Source organism: Streptomyces sp. Tu 3180 (assembly GCF_009852415.1).
Taxonomy (GTDB): domain Bacteria; phylum Actinomycetota; class Actinomycetes; order Streptomycetales; family Streptomycetaceae; genus Streptomyces.
Genome location: NZ_WOXS01000002.1, coordinates 8243166 through 8257772, shown reverse-complemented (window position 1 = coordinate 8257772; position 14607 = coordinate 8243166). Strand labels below are relative to the sequence as shown.

Genomic DNA, 14607 nt, shown 5'->3' with positions numbered 1-14607 from the left:
CAAGCCTGCCACGTCCATCCGACTGTGGTTCAAGCGGATTACCGCAGGATCCGCAGAAGCGTGCGGGAGGACTCTTCACGACAACTGCGGCGCTCGAAGCACCGCGGCCCTACGCGGGCCTGCCCTGCGATCGGTCTTGGTGACAACGCACCTGCCTTTGGGACGACTGTCGTGCTTCGGCTCACCGATGAGCTTGTGAGCGGTACTTGGGAGGCGGCTGCTACAGGTCGAACTCCAGGTGCTCGATGTCGGTGAAGCGGACCTCCTCCAGGCTGCCGGCGCGGCGGCCGCCGTCCTGGAAGTACACCTCCTTGAGCGCGTCGGCGGCGATCTGCTGGAGCTGCTGGTCGCCGGCGCCGGCCTGCTGGGCGTCGAAGAGGCGGGCCGCGTGCTGCGGGGGCAGGGCGACGGTCAGGTGCCGGATGCGGGACTCGTCCGTCGACCCGATCGGCGCGGTGTAGCCGAGGCGGGCGCGGGTGTCGAGGACGATGCCGCCGGTGGTGGCCGCCCTCTGCCGGGCCCTGGCGCGGATCTGCGGCTGCCAGCGCTTCTTCACCTCGCGCTCCAGGCGCGCGGCGAGGTCGGGGCGGGGCTTTTTGATCTGGTCCTTCACGTACCGTTCGACGGTGCGCTGGGAGATGCGCAGCATCTGGGCGACCTCCTTGGTGCTCTTGAGCTGTTTGACCAGGTAGCGCATCTGGGCGGGTGCGCTCTTGGGCGCCGGGCGGGTGAAGGCTTTTTGTACCGCGGCGTCCAGGCCGTCCCCGAACAGGCTCATCGTCGCCCCCTCCTACTCTCCGTTGTCGACGTCGGTGACGGTGCCGTCCTTGATGTAGCGGGCGAGGTTGAGGCCGGGGGCGTCGAACCGCTCGCGGACCTCTTCACCCCACAGGACGGACTGGGTGCCCTCGTGCTTGACCAGGCCGGGGTTGACGCCGAGCTTGAAGCCGCCGGGCAGCGGCTTGCCCTGGCGGTAGGGCAGGAAGTCCAGCGGGCTCTCACCGTCGGACGCGTAGACGACGCAGTCGGACAGGACCGCGACCGGGTACTGGCCGGTGAACGCCGCGTGCTTGACGATCTTGCGGTGGAGGTTGATGCGGGTGCGGGAGATGACGGCCGCGCGGATGTCCGGCCGCCACGTCGGGCGAGCAAGGGCGCGCCACGGCTGCCCGGGCCGCCAGCCCTCCCCGCGCGGGCGCTCGCGCAGCTTGCCCAGGCCGCCCTTGACGGTCGCCTTGATCGCCGAGGCGACGATCGCCAGCTGCGGGTCGCGCTCCTGGTAGCCGTCCATCGCCGCCAGGAAGTCGGCCGGCTCCATGTCGGCGTGGACGCCGAGGTCGGCCATCGTGGCGAGGTAGGCGTCGCGCAGCCGCTGGTACCAGCCGTCCAGGTAGCGGCCGTTGTCGTACCGGACGTACGCCTCGAGCGGGCGCACCTCGTAGCCCAGCTCCACCGCGTAGGCGACGGTCGGCGTCGCGTACCAGGCCGGGCCCTCGGGGCGCTCGCCCTTCGGCGTGAACGGAGAGGGCAGCAGGTCGCCTTCCAGCTGCACCCACTCCTTGCCGACCTTCACCCTCGACAGGCCGACGTGGGAGAGGTCGACCAGCCAGGAGCCGGGCAGCTTCGGGTCGAAGACCGGGTTGGTGACGTGCGTCGGGGCTCCGAGGCCGACGTTCAGGCCGTTGGCGCCGGCGGCGAAGGCCATGTTGACGTCGATGCCGACCAGGTGCCGCAGGGTGCACTCGGCGTCCGTCATCGGCCGCGCCCAGTCGTAGGCTTCTTCGAACAGCTTCTCGCCGGGGCCGCGGACGTGGAAGCGCGGCAGGTCCGCCAGGAGCGGGTGCCCGTCGGGGGCCTCGCACGGGGCGCAGTCGACCGGGTCCCTGCCCAGGCTGCCGGGGTTGTGCGCGGAGTGCCGCTTGCCCGTCGCGTCGGGCTCGGAGGCGCGGGTCGGCGGGTGCAGCGCGGTCATCAGCTCCAGGCCGGTGACGGCGGTGGAGCCGCGCGGCGTCATCACCCGGGAGGCGTACACCCCGAGGACGCGGGCGAGGTCCGCCGGCGGAAGCTGTGCGGCGTTGCCCCAATGGCGGGAGTCGAGCGCGTGCCAGGACGGGATGCACAGCTGTACGCAGTTGCGCTCCGAGCCCTGGGCGGGGCGGTAGATCCGCGCCCACGGCCCGAGGCCGCGCTTGGTGAGCTTCCAGTCGGCGCGCGCCAGCTGCCTGACGGCCTTGTGGCCCTCCGGTAGGCGCCCGGCGAGGCGCTCCTCCTCGGTGAGGGCCACGGGCAGGCCGTAGCGCTGCAGCACGGCCTCGGTCAGCACCAGCAGCGGGTCGGCGTCCTTGCCCGGGCCGGACAGCCTCGGCTGCCCGAGCCTGGCCTCCTGCAGCGTCCACTCCACCAGGGCCGGCAGGCTCTTGGCGGGCACGTCCAGGACCAGACCGCCGGTGCAGTACGCCAGCACCTGTCCCCCGGCGTCGACGTCGACGACCGCGAGCGGCCCGTTCTCGAAGCGCGGGTCGGCACCGCCCGCCGGGGTGCGGGCCGGGGCCGCCTTCCGTGCGCCGGGGCGGCGCGACGTCGACGTGCTCCTGGCGGTGCGCGCCGGACGCGACGCGGCCGCCGGGACAGAAGCGGGAGAGTCGGGGCTGATTCGGGCGTTCCCGGTTGCGGTCGTGGCCGCGGTGGCGGGCGCCGGGCCGGGGGGCAGAGGCTGTGCTTCCGCCGGGCCGGGCGCGGCGGTGAAGGTGGCTGCTGCCGTCGGGGCGGCTGACTCCTCCGGTACCGGGGGCGCGGGGTAGAGCTCCGCGAGCTTGTTCAGCAGCCGCGCATACGCCTCACGCTCCGGGCCCCGCGGCTCGACCGTCTTCTTGACCGACTCCCAGCCCGACACCGTCGCCCGGCGCACCTTCAGCGCGGCGGCCACCTCCTCCAGCGTCAGCCCGTGGGCCTGACGCAGCCGCTTGCGCTCCTGCGCCGGCGGCAACGGAGCACGGGACGCCACCAGCGCGTCGACCGCCTCGAACAACTCGGACATGGAACACCTCCCGACCGACATCCTACCCCCTCGAACCGAACGAAAGGCGCACTTTTACCGTACGAATTGCGTACAAGCCGATTCAGAGCAGCGCGGCCGACACCGGAGGCCGTCGACCCGTCCGGACGCGTGCCCGGCCGCCGTCGGTGAGCACGGCTGCGCACGGCCTCGATGAGCGGGAGAACGCGGGGTATCCGGGAGGCGACGACACTGTCCCGACTCCCCTTCGAGGAGGTCCGCGCTGTGCTCTCGCTCAAGCGCTTACTCGACCGTAGTCTGACCGCGCAGGCGACCCTGGTCTTCCTCCTGGGACTGGGCGTCACAGCCCTGTTCCGCAAGGACGAGCACCCGGCTGTCTGGGTGTTCCAGAGCGCTCTCTACACCGGGGTCGCCATCGCGGTCCTGGCCGTCCAGCGCCGCCGGGCCGCCCGAGCCGTGGGCACCGACGCGGACGGGCTCGCCGATCTGAACCGGAAGATCCGGCACCATGAGGTGCCGCAGGACCCCGAGGAGCAGGCGGCCGTGCGACGGCTGGTCGCCGAGCAGCTCGGCCAGATGGAGCGGGCGGGCAAGTGGCTGCCGTACTGGCTCGGCGCCATGGGCCTCGTCGCGGTCGGCATGGTCGTCCTGGGGGCCGTCAGCGGGTCCGTGGTCTTCCCCCTTCTCTTCGCGCTCGGCATGGTCGCGCTGTGCTCCTGGGTCCTGTGGATGCGCCGCCGCTCCCTGGACCGCCTCCGCCGGATGCGCCAGGCCCTGCGGCAGGAGTGAGCGGCCGGGGAGGGCGGGGACGGTGGGCGAGTCCCCGAAGCCGGCGGCCTTTCGAAGCGGTGAACTCGCGTGGCGGAGGTAGCGGCAGGGCAACGCGTGAGGACACGGCCCGGAAGGGTGACGATGGGTCCGGTCAGTCGGTCGCGACAGCTCGGGGCCGTGCATGCGGGCGGTGCGGCGGCCCGACCTTCTGCCTGTGGCTGAATCCGGTCCGGGGTGAGGGATCGACGCGGCAGAGGGTGCTGCTGCCGGGGCTGCCCGCCGTCTTCCTCGTCCTGCTGCTGTGGTCGACCTGGTACCTCGGGGAGGCCGGGGCGCACCGTGGGGCGGACCGGGCCGGGTGCACGGCGAACGCGCACGCCGAGCCGTCCTGACGCGAGCCAGGCTCCGGGAACGGACCTCGACGGCGGCGAACCGCCGGGCCGGCGCCTGACCGGGGCGCCGACCCGGCGGGTGTTCCGCGGCGGCTGGCGATCCGGAGCGGCAGGCGGTCCGGGCGGCCGGAAGTCGCCCCGCGGGCCTGGTGTGACGCGGGGGCCCCTATTGGTTTCGTCAACCTGTTGGGGCGGGTTGGGGTTCGTAGAAGGTTCCGTCGCGGAGCATCGCGAAGAGCACGTCGGCTCGTCGTCTTGCGAGGCAGAGGAGGGCTTGGGTGTGGTGTTTGTCCTGGCTGATCTTCTTGTCGTAGTAGGCCCGGGAGACCGGGTCGGCCAGGGCCGCGAACGCGGAGAGGAAGAAGGCCCGTTTGAGCTGCTTGTTTCCGCGTCTGGAGGGTTGTTCGCCGCGGATCGAGGTGCCCGAACTGCGGGTCGCCGGGGCGAGACCGGCATAGGCGGCAAGGTGGGCGGCGGACGGGAAGCTGGATCCGTCGCCGACGTCGATGAGGATGCGTGCTCCGGTCCTGACGCCGATCCCCGGCATGGACGTCAGGACCTTGGAAAGAGGGTGGGACTCCAGCAGTTCCTCGATCCTCGTGGCGAGGAGCTTTCGCTGGTCAAGCACTGCTTGGAGCGATCCGGCGAGGCTGGAACGATCAGTGCGGCCGCGTCCGTGCCCGGGCCGACGACGGTCTACTCGTCCAGTGCGGTGAAGATGTCCTCGACCAGCCGTTCGGCCGTCCGCGGTGCCTTCGGACGTATCAGCGTCACGAGCCGGCGCCGTCCGGCTTTGCGGATCTGGGCGGGCGAGCCGAACCGGTCGAGGAGCTTGAGCACTGCCGGATGCTGCACTCGCGGACCCAGGACCCGCTCGAGCAATGGATGGATCTGCGTGAGCAGGCCCCGCAGGCGGTTGCTGATCGGGTGGCCTCCCCGGCCAGGTCGTCGTCGAAGCCGACGATCATCTCCAGCTCGGCGACGGTCTCGTCTTCGAGCTCGACCGAGCGGAGGGTGTGAGGCATGACGCGGGCCGCGTCGGCGATGACGAAGCGTCGCGGGCGTCAGTCTTGGCCTCACCGGGATAGAGATCGGCGATCCGCCGCATCGTAAGTCCGGGCAGATAGGCGACCGGGCAGCCCATGTCCCTCGCGACTGCCAGCGGCAGGGCGCCGATCGAGGCCGGCTGGTCGACCACGACGAGCACGCTCCCGTGCTTGGCCTGCAGTTTTCCGAAGGCCTCGCGGAGCTTCGGTTCGCTGTTGGGCAGCCGTTTGTCGAAGGCTTTCTTCCTGGCCGGGGTGACGGCGGTGGCGTGATGTCCGCCCTTGCCGACGTCCAGGCCGAGGAAGACGCCGATGTCGCTGACGTCGATCACGTGCTTCCTCCGGTTGTCCCCGCCCGGCCGTCCCACGGCACCGATCGCCACATCCACATGACGAAGAGCCTCCCGACCTGCGGAAAGGCCGGTGGCCATGCCCTTAATCAGCGGTCTGTCGATGCCTCCGGAGCCGGTGACACCACCCCCCAGGCCATGCGTTCGGCAGGGGGAGAAAGTCATGCCAACTCCGAAGGCCGGGCGCCCCATTGCGGGGCCACCAAGAAGGTAATGGGGGGACGCAGGTGCCACGGTACGGGAGCGTGCGGGAGGTGGCTGATCATCGGCCAAGCCGTCGGGATGTGCCCCTCAGGCCCTTGACCGGGTGCCGCTTCTGCGGAGGGTGAGGGAAGGGAGCGGGTCTGCGTGGTGAAGTATGGGCCCCTGATGACTCCGACAACAGGGAGCGTTTCTTCCGATGACCACGCAGCCCGCACGCCCGAAGCGCAGCGGTCCCGAAACCGCCTCGGTCATGGACGTCTCGCCGTTCAAGCCTTCTCTCGTCAAAGCGGTGTTCAGGGACGTGACCCCGATGCACGTCTCCCGGTCGGCCGCGTGGGCCGCCGCGTCGGTGACGCGGACAGTGCTGACGGAGATCATCGACGGCGCGAGGAGAGCGGCGGCGGAGGAAGCCCGGAAGAAGCTGATTCCCGGGGACCTTCTCTCGGCGATCGACCGGAACGCCGAGCTCGAGGTGGGGAACAAGTGGTACGACCACAGCCCGACGTTCCAGGGCCTGACCGGTGTCCTGTACGACGCCGAGGGTGTCATCGTGCCTTCTCGTAAGCGCAGCAGGTCGCGCAAACCGAGTGCTGTGGCCGGCGCCCACAGGTTCGAGGCTGGGGTCAAGAAGCTGCTGCGGAGCCAGGGGGCGACGGCCGTCCCAGCGATGGTCCGCGACCTGGACGGAATCGCGAGCGTGTTCCTGACGGACCTCGCCCGGGACGCGGCCATGATCGTCCGCGAGGGCGGGGTCAAGCGTTTCGGTACGGTCACCCTGGTGATGTCGGGCGAACCGGCCCCGCCCCCGTTCCTCGAGGATTCCCTCCGGACCCTGTCCACCCGCAGGGGGGACAGGCGGACCATCGGCAGGGATGACATCCTGGCCGCCACCACGATTCGATTGTTCGGCGGCAACCTCAGGCAGCGAGCCCTCACCGAAGCACGCGAGGCGGCACAGAACACTTCGGCCGGCTGAGCGTGTGCGACGACATCGCCGCCTGCGCCCTCATCTGCTACTGCGGACCCGCCACCTGATCCGGCAACCGATCGACGACACCGGCACGTCCTTGGGGCGTGAGTACCGCTGCATCCCCACCACCGTCCAGCACGCCGCCGGCCTGGCCGCACTGCGGCCACGGCGCAACCCCGGCCGATCCGGTTGGCTCCCGCGGCATCCGCGTCGGTGACCACACCGCCTGTCTGGCCCACCTGAATGACGTCGACCGTGCCGCCTACCTCGCAGCGCTGTCACCCGGCGCCAACATCGACCACCGCGGCACCCCTTTCACCGCTGAACTGCTGGACCAGTTGCTCGCCGCCCTACGCGACCCCATCACCGGCACGCCCCACATCGGCGTCGCCCGGTTCAGCGAGGCGTCCTTCTCCGGCGACGCCCAGTTCGACGGAGCGTCCTTCTCCGACATCGCCGCGTTCGGCGGGGCGTCCTTCTCCGGTGACGCCAGGTTTGGCGGGGCGGAGTTCGAAACGGCGTCGCACCTGGGACCGCTGGCGTGCGGTAAGCAGGTGATCTTGAACGGTGCGGTGTTCCGGCAGCCGGTGACGGTGGAGATCGCCGCCCGTGAGGTGAGCTGTGCGCGCACCCGGTGGGCGTCGACCGCCACGTTGCACCTGCGCTACGCCGAGTTGGACCTGAGGGATGCGGTCTTCGAGTACCCGGTGCTGGTCGCTGCCCGCCCCACCCCTTTCCCCCTGTCCGCATCGGCTGGTTTGCTGCCTGAGACGGAGCTGTCCGGTCTGGAGCCCGGCGTGCGCCTGAGCACGGTGGGCGGAGTGGATGCCGCACACCTGGCACTGCACGACATCGACTTGGGCAGGTGCCGGTTCGCCGGCGCTGTCCACCTCGATCAGCTGAAGGTCGACGGCTGGTGCACCTTCGCCACCACCCCTTCCGGCTGGAGCCGGCGCTTCCCCTGGCGGTGGAGCCGGCGCAACACGCTGACCGAGGAGCACCACTGGCGGGTGCGTGCCGCCCACCACCCCGGCCGGGCCACTGCCCTGGGCTGGGCCTGCCCGCCGCAGGACGCTCCCGATCTGAAGCCGGCGGCTGTGGCGGCGCTGTACCGACAGCTGCGCAAGTCGCTGGAGGACGGCAAGAACGAGCCGGACGCCGCCGACTTCTACTACGGCGAATGCGAGATGCGCCGCCACGACGCCACCCGGTCCCGGGGTGAGCGCGCGCTGCTGAGGATCTACTGGGCCCTGTCCGGGTACGGGTTGCGCGCCACCCGCGCACTGGCCTGGCTGGTGGCGGCGATGGCCGTCACGATCGCGGTGACGATGGTGTGGGGCCTGCCCGTCGACGACCCCAAGCCGACCACCACCGGCCGCCAGGCCGCCGTCGGACAGCAAGTCGTCCTCACCACCGACACCCCGACCCGGTCAACCCCACCGGCCCGCTGGCCGAGCGCGTCACCATCGAACGGTTCGAGAAGAGTCTGCGGGTGGTGATCAACTCGGTGGTCTTCCGCTCTTCCGGACAAGACCTCACCACCACCGGCACCTACACGGAGATGGCCTCCCGGCTGGCCGAACCCGCTCTCCTCGGCCTGGCCGTCCTCGCCGTCCGCAGCCGCGTCAAACGCTGACTGTCGCCTGCCTACGGCAGAGGAGACAGGGACACCACCGCCACCCAGGATGACCGGTGTGGTCGCACCGGCCCCAGGCGCCGCACGGAAGATTTCAGTGCCGAGGCCACCGCATCGCCCACCGTCTTCTTCCGCGCGGCCCAACAGTCGTGGCGGAGCGAAGCAAATTACTGAACGGCCAGAAGGCGGAGACCGGAGGTCTGTGCCTTCTGCCGCACGTGGCACCTGGATGCCGGAGCGTATTCCGACGGAATACCGACCCCGGCGGCCGCAGCCCGGTTACCGAGATGGAACTCGCGATGTCGCATACGGCCGACCGGAGCCCACTCCGTGCGGTGTCGCCGTGGGATGCGGTATCCACAAGGCGGCCGAGACGGCGGTGCGGCACGTGATACCGGGCGCCGCCGTCGCCCGTACCTCACTGATCATCGAGCACGGGCGATCCGTGCGCAGGCGCACAGCGCACGCCTCCCCGGTGGACGATACTCGCCCGGCCGCCCGGCTCCGGGCAGGCACCGGCCGGACGGGCACCTGCCGGGGAACCGTCCGCCGAGCCGCCCACCCTCGCCGCCGACCGCGTGAGCCGCGCCCTCGACGGGCGGCTGCTCCTCGACGGCGTCACCCTCACCCCACGGCCCGGCTCCGTGACCGGGCTGCTCGGCCCCAACGGTTCCGGGAAGTCGGCACTGCTGCAGCTGCTGTCCGGCGTCCTCCACCTAGTGATCTTTGAAGACGGACCCTGGAGGTCCGGTGGAGGGCGATGCCGGCCGCCCCGGGCCGGAAGGTGCCGAAGCGGTCATCGATCGGAGCGCCCCGGCCGGGCTCCGCTCGCGGTCCTGGAGGAGCGGCATCCGGGAGGGGCGCCTAGCCTTTATGGGTGAGAGCCGCACTCCGGGCACCCTCCGCCGATCAGCGAGGCCCTGCCCACCTGACCAAGCGGTAACATCCACGACCGCGCCGCAGGTTTCCCGCAGCGGACGCGGCCATCGTCTCGTGCATCGACGACGCGCGAGGGATGGAAGGAAGTCAGATCATGAATGCACAACGTGTGAGGCGCTTCTTCACGGCCTCCGCCGTCGGGGTTCTGATGGCCGGTGGTGCCACGATCGGCGCGGCAAGTACGGCCTCGGCAGCCGCCCCGGCCAGTCTTCCGAGCCAGGCCAGCCATGACTCGTGTGATCGCTACGGCTCGCAGGACCAGTACTGTCACTTCCACGACGACCTCAACAACAACGTCGTCGTAGTCATCGTGGTGGCCTGAACAGTTCGACGGAGCACGGCCGAGGGCCGCCACCCGCACTGCGGCCGGCGGCCCTCACGGCGTCCACGGGCCTGCCGATCAGGCAACAGCCGTGCCAGCCCCGCCTTCACACCGGCCCCGATCACCTGATGTGCACCCTCCGGCACGGCCTTCGCCGAATCCGGTACCTCGGCGGACTGATCGACGGACGCCTCTGTGCAGCCTGCTGCCCGACCATGCCGACATCACGCCGGCAAGCCCAGCGGTTCGCGGGCCGGAGCACCGGCCTTCACGTGTTCAGCCACTGGGACGACCACAGGCCGAAGGCACGATCCCGCTTCTGGGCCGTCTCCGGGCCGACCTGGCTGCGGCGCCCTCGGCCCGTACGGGCCGAGGGCGCGTGATCACCGTCCCGGTGTGCCCGCCACCGGGTGTGCCGGGGCTGGTGGTCCGTCCACGGCGGGACGGAACGGGAACCGGTGCCTGACGCCGAGAGGGACGTGGACGTCGTCGCACCGTGCCACGGCCGGCGCCGTGCTGCGTTCCGGATGCGGCAGGTGCGAGGACCAGGTCGCGCCCCCTCGGGTCGGATCCGTCCGGGAGGGCCCCGCCCGGGCGGTCGAGGACCCGGCCGGCGGATCCGTCCCCCGGGAGGAGAGCATCGGGCCGGTCCTCAACCTCGCCAGGGCCGTGTACGACTCGTGGCCGAACCCGGCGACACGGCCCTGTGCGATACCGCCTGCGCCCTCGCCGACCGGCTCGGCGGGCAGCAGGAGCGCACGCCGCGCTCCAGGGGCCTGGCGGATATGGCCGCTGCCCGCGAGACGGGCCGGACACCCGGCACCCGGGCCATGCCGGATCGTGACGAGGCGTACGCACAGGCGTTCGCGGACCGGGTCGGGGACGGCCTGCGCGCCCGTGGCCACCGCTTCGGCACCGTGCTGACCGGCCTGCCGGTCCCGGTCCGTGAGGAGGGGCTCGGTCTGATGCGGGAGATTGTCGCGGCGACGGCCGGCCGCTTCGGGAGCGGCGGGGAGGAAGCGGTGATCCGGTCATGCACTACTCCGCCGACTGGGACCTCACCAGCGACTCTGGCACCGGAGACCTCCGTCACATCGGCCACCAGATGCCCGGGGAGCGGGCGGGCAGCATCCACCTGGGACTGGACTTCCACGAAGTCCAAGCGGACGCCGACCTCAGCGGCCACGAGCCCTGGCCGCTGCCGAAGTGACTAAACGGCGTCCCGTAAGCCCTGCTCAGGCATGTGATGATCTTGGCGGGGGACGGTGGTGACGGCGGCTGAGCCGCAGGGGGTGGGCCTGTTCGCGGGACTGGACGGGCGGCAGTTCCGCAAGCGCGTCAGGCTCGTACGGCGCCGGGGCGGAGGCAGGCCCACCGGCGGCCGACCGTGGGCACTGTCCCTGGAAGACCGCATCCTGCTGGTGGCCGCGTACGGGCGAACGAACCTCACCATGCGGCAACTCGGGCCCTGACCTCGTACCTCCGCAAGGACCCGGGTGTGCCGACGCAGCGGGTGAACGCGCCGGGGTACGGGTGCGCCTGAACGTACAACCTTTCGTACAGCTCGGATGTCATGGGGGACATCCGTTGTCCGAGACAAGGAGTTCCGTTGCGCAGAGCAGTCACGGCGGCCGCCGTGCTCACCACCTCCGTCGCCGTCACCCTCACCCCGGTGACATCGTCCGCCGCCTCCCCTTACAAGGGCGCCAACACTGCGGCTGTGCAGGACGACTTCAACGGTGACGGCTACCGCGACCTGGCCGTCGGGGCTCCCGCCGCCGCCAACGGCACGGTGGAGGAGGCCGGTTCGGTCGTCGTGCTCTACGGCTCCGCGTCCTCGGTGAGCACCACCCGCGGCACGGTCATCACCCAGGCGACCACCGGGATCCCCGGCACCGCCGAGGAGTCCGACCGCTTCGGCAGGACGGTGGCCAGCGCCGACCTGGACCGGGACGGTTATGCCGACCTGCTCGTCGGCGCCCCGGGCGAGGACGTCGGCGGTGTCGAGTCGCGGGGTTCCGTGACCGTGGTGTGGGGCGGGCCGAACGGACTGAAGGGTGGCGCGAACATCGCCCCTCCGGCCGGGTACGGCGAGGGCAGGATCCACTGCCGCTTCGGCATGTCCATCGCCACCGGCGACATGAACGGCGACGGTGCCCCGGAGGTCGGCATCGGTTCGGGCTGCACCATCGCCTCCTACAGCGGCCCCTTCACCCGCACCGGCCAGGCCGCTGCCCGCTACCTCGAGTGGCGGGAGAACGCCCGTGGCGTGGTGATGGGTGACGTGAACGGCGACGGCAGGGCCGAGCGCTTCTACCTGGCCGGTCCCACCGACGGCGACATCCGCGGACCGGTGACCCTCGACACGGGCGCCCCCGACACCGAGGACCCGCTCGTCAACCGGGGCGTCGAGCTGCCGTACGCCGACGGCCACGCGGGGCAGATCGGCGACCTCAACGGCGACGGTTACGGCGACCTCGTCACCGGCATCGCGGGCGATGACTCCCACTTCAACGCACCCACCCCCGCGGCCCACCGCGGCGGCGAGATCCAGGTCCTCTACGGCGGTGCCCAGGGCATCACCGCCGGGCAGAAGCCGAAGGTCTTCCACCAGGACACGGCGGGCGTCCCCGGCACCGCGGAGTGGGGCGACTGGTTCGGCCAGTCCCTGAGCGTCGGCGACGTCGACGCCGACGGCTACGCCGACGTCCTGGTCGGCTCCCCCGAGGAGGCCGTCGGGTCGCGCGCCTCGGCAGGCACCGCTGTCCTTCTGCGCGGCTCGGCCTCCGGCTTGACGACGGCCAAGGCGGCCGGCTACACCCAGAACACCGCGGGAGTCCCCGGCACCGCGGAGAGCGGCGACGGGTTCGGTACCGCCGTCCACCTCGCCGACCTCAACAAGGACGGCAAAGCCGAGACGGTCGTCGGCGCCCCCACCGAGAACTCCGACGGCTGCCTCTGGGTCGCCCGCGGCTCGGCATCCGGCCCCCTCCTGAACGGCTCGGTCAACCTGTGCGGCAAGAGCGCCGGCATCGCCGTACGCGGCATGAAGGGCTACTTCGGCGCCGCTCTCACCAGCCCTCACGTGGAGAACTGACGCGGGCAGGGGCATGATCAGCGCCCCGAACGTCACGCTCCACCTGCTCCAGGACGCCGAGGCCGACGAGCTCCTCGACTGCAGCCCGCTCGCCGCGCCGGCCGGCGTGCTGCTGACTCCGCAGGCTTCGACGGATGGACGTTCTCCCGGGTCCTAGGCCCGGGGGAACGTCAATGGGGGCGGCAACCGGTGAGGGTGCCGACGGGGTCGTCGGGCAGGGCGATGCGGGCGGTGATGCGTTTGCCGACCAGCTCGCGCTGGACTTCGAAGCCCTGCGCGACGGCCATGACGATCTCCAGGCCGTGCTGGCCGACCCGGCCCGCATCCGCGGCCCTGGCCACCGGCAGGACCGGATCGCTGTCCCACACCACGACTTCCACCAGGTCCCCAGCGATCCGCAGCTCCATCATCGCCGGACCCGGTGCGTACTTGCGGGCATTGGTCACCAGTTCACTGACGACCAACTGGGTCAGGTCCATCGCGCGAGCAGAGACCGGCATGCCGTACTCGGCCTGGACACGGGTGAGGAAGTCCACCGCGCGGTGGCGGGCCCGGGCGATGCACGAGCTGTCACCGTCCAGAGCAAGTACGTCCTCTATGGCATCGGGCATCACGCCCCCGCTGTCCGGTGCCGATTCCACTGGGTCCACTACCGCTCCCCCATTCACATACGCGCGCTTACCCGCGAGGACGCCTCACATGCACCGTCCGTTCCGAGGTATGGACCGTACTGGTGGAAACCCTTGACTCTCATGGCAGGCTGCAGGTGCACGTCACCATCCGAAGTCCGAACCAGCGAGCGCAGTCGAGGAACCATGACGGATACCCATGAAGCAGCACGATCTGACCTGTCGATCGACATCAGCACGATTGACAGCGTTCGCATCGTCACCCTGCGGGGCGAAATCGACCACACCCACCGGGACGCTCTCTACCGGGAGCTGGTCCCTTCCGAACACGCCACGGAACCACGCACCGTGCTCGACCTGTCCGGCGTGTCGTTCATGGACTCCAGTGGCCTCAACGTCCTCATCGCCGCCCACCAAGCCCTCACCGAGACCGACGGCCGGCTGCACCTGGTCGGCGCCCACGGCCCGGTGCTGCGCGTCATGGAACTCGTCGGCATCGACACCGTCATCCCCTGCCACCCCACCGTGCACCACGCCCTGAACGACTGAACCACTCCCCTCGAAAGGCGCACGCTTCCACGAGTCGAAAGGACGGCCCCTCGGGGACGACGCCGATCCGCGCGTCAGCCATCGCGAGGAGACCTCGATGCCGTATCCGGTCCCGTCTCGCACACCACTGACGCCCGAGCAGGTGGAGCGGAGCTCCGACTGCCTCCTGGGGCTGCAGAGGGGTGGCGGCGCTGCTGTCGCCGGGCGGGCGGAAGCGCATCGGGAGCCGGCGTTTCCTCCTGTTGCGGCTGGCTGAGTACGTCCTCTGACCCGTCGCGGCCGTGGCCGGTGACAGCGACCCGTGCGCGGACTCCTTCGTGCTGGAAGAGGTTTGCTGCCTTCCGGCGGCGCCCGGCCCGGGCGGAGGGGTTCACCCTCCCCGAGATGTGGGGCTTCGGTGGCGAACGGCCGTGGAGCGAGGTGTCCACCGTGCTGGAGCCACTCCTCCATCCCCCGGACGTCGGCGGTGACGACCTCTCCCCCGCCGGCTGCGCGGCGATCCTGCCCCGCCCGGAGACCGTCACCGATCAGCGGGCACACGAGGGCGGCGACACGCTGCGTCACGAGCACATCGAGGAAGGCCGCCGGCCGGCGACCGTCCTGCGTCTCTGCCTCGGGAAGAACTACCGCTGTGCTTCCTCCGCCCCCGCCGATCGCTGAACGTCACTCACGGGACAGCCCTTGGA

Annotated in this window: 13 protein-coding genes and 4 pseudogenes; 13 read left to right on the top strand and 4 right to left on the bottom strand. The window is 71.0% G+C overall.

The window, feature by feature from the left end; translation table 11 throughout:
* Nucleotides 1–220: 220 nt before the first annotated feature.
* On the bottom strand, nucleotides 221–778 hold the full coding sequence (locus GL259_RS36890) for an XRE family transcriptional regulator (protein WP_159538076.1): 558 nt from the start codon (nucleotides 776–778) through the stop codon (nucleotides 221–223).
* 12 nt (nucleotides 779–790) lie between these two features.
* Entirely contained in the window at nucleotides 791–3037 is a 2247-nt protein-coding gene (locus tag GL259_RS36885) for a helix-turn-helix transcriptional regulator (protein ID WP_159538074.1), read from the bottom strand.
* Nucleotides 3038–3280: 243 nt separating this feature from the next.
* Between GL259_RS36885 and GL259_RS36880 the strand changes: the two genes are divergently transcribed.
* Complete coding sequence (locus tag GL259_RS36880; RefSeq protein ID WP_159538072.1) at nucleotides 3281–3805, top strand: hypothetical protein; 525 nt, start codon at nucleotides 3281–3283, stop codon at nucleotides 3803–3805.
* 239 nt (nucleotides 3806–4044) lie between these two features.
* Complete coding sequence (locus GL259_RS39440) at nucleotides 4045–4179, top strand: hypothetical protein (protein ID WP_279578645.1); 135 nt, start codon at nucleotides 4045–4047, stop codon at nucleotides 4177–4179.
* Nucleotides 4180–4357: 178 nt separating this feature from the next.
* On the opposite strand, the pseudogene GL259_RS36875 reads toward GL259_RS39440, so the two are convergent.
* Nucleotides 4358–5557 (bottom strand): annotated as a pseudogene (locus tag GL259_RS36875) (IS110 family transposase).
* 418 nt (nucleotides 5558–5975) lie between these two features.
* Here GL259_RS36875 and GL259_RS36870 point away from each other — a divergent pair.
* The 9 genes and pseudogenes from GL259_RS36870 to GL259_RS36835 all read left to right on the top strand — a co-directional run.
* Nucleotides 5976–6755 (top strand): hypothetical protein, encoded by a 780-nt coding sequence (locus GL259_RS36870; protein WP_159538070.1) that lies wholly within the window; start codon nucleotides 5976–5978, stop codon nucleotides 6753–6755.
* A 98-nt stretch (nucleotides 6756–6853) separates the two neighbouring features.
* Nucleotides 6854–8248, top strand: a complete 1395-nt coding sequence (locus GL259_RS36865) for a pentapeptide repeat-containing protein (protein ID WP_347814641.1) — start codon at nucleotides 6854–6856, stop codon at nucleotides 8246–8248.
* Nucleotides 8242–8385: a hypothetical protein gene (locus GL259_RS39585; protein ID WP_347814640.1), complete on the top strand. Its 144-nt coding sequence runs from the start codon at nucleotides 8242–8244 to the stop codon at nucleotides 8383–8385. Before GL259_RS36865 ends, GL259_RS39585 begins: the two co-directional genes overlap by 7 nt.
* Before the next feature lie 482 nt (nucleotides 8386–8867).
* Nucleotides 8868–9098: pseudogene (locus GL259_RS39215) on the top strand (ATP-binding cassette domain-containing protein); the annotation flags it as partial.
* Nucleotides 9099–9418: 320 nt separating this feature from the next.
* Nucleotides 9419–9646, top strand: a complete 228-nt coding sequence (locus GL259_RS36855; protein ID WP_166461416.1) for a hypothetical protein — start codon at nucleotides 9419–9421, stop codon at nucleotides 9644–9646.
* A gap of 1033 nt (nucleotides 9647–10679) precedes the next feature.
* The gene (locus GL259_RS36850; protein WP_159538066.1) at nucleotides 10680–10856 is read left to right on the top strand and encodes a hypothetical protein; all 177 of its coding nucleotides are present in this window, start codon (nucleotides 10680–10682) and stop codon (nucleotides 10854–10856) included.
* A 55-nt stretch (nucleotides 10857–10911) separates the two neighbouring features.
* A pseudogene (locus tag GL259_RS36845) lies at nucleotides 10912–11106 on the top strand (IS5/IS1182 family transposase); the annotation flags it as partial.
* A 149-nt stretch (nucleotides 11107–11255) separates the two neighbouring features.
* Complete coding sequence (locus GL259_RS36840; RefSeq protein ID WP_243762509.1) at nucleotides 11256–12743, top strand: FG-GAP-like repeat-containing protein; 1488 nt, start codon at nucleotides 11256–11258, stop codon at nucleotides 12741–12743.
* 13 nt (nucleotides 12744–12756) lie between these two features.
* Nucleotides 12757–12858: pseudogene (locus GL259_RS36835) on the top strand (Fe-S cluster assembly protein HesB); the annotation flags it as partial.
* Nucleotides 12859–12913: 55 nt separating this feature from the next.
* Here GL259_RS36835 and GL259_RS36830 read toward each other — a convergent pair.
* Nucleotides 12914–13354 carry an ATP-binding protein gene (locus GL259_RS36830; RefSeq protein ID WP_159538060.1) on the bottom strand — a complete coding sequence of 147 codons (441 nt, stop codon included), beginning with the start codon at nucleotides 13352–13354 and terminating at the stop codon, nucleotides 12914–12916.
* Nucleotides 13355–13558: 204 nt separating this feature from the next.
* On the opposite strand from GL259_RS36830, the gene GL259_RS36825 reads away from it, so the two are divergent.
* Both GL259_RS36825 and GL259_RS36820 read left to right on the top strand, forming a co-directional pair.
* Nucleotides 13559–13921 carry an STAS domain-containing protein gene (locus GL259_RS36825; protein WP_159538058.1) on the top strand — a complete coding sequence of 121 codons (363 nt, stop codon included), beginning with the start codon at nucleotides 13559–13561 and terminating at the stop codon, nucleotides 13919–13921.
* A gap of 429 nt (nucleotides 13922–14350) precedes the next feature.
* Nucleotides 14351–14581 carry a hypothetical protein gene (locus GL259_RS36820; RefSeq protein ID WP_243762508.1) on the top strand — a complete coding sequence of 77 codons (231 nt, stop codon included), beginning with the start codon at nucleotides 14351–14353 and terminating at the stop codon, nucleotides 14579–14581.
* Nucleotides 14582–14607: the final 26 nt, after the last annotated feature.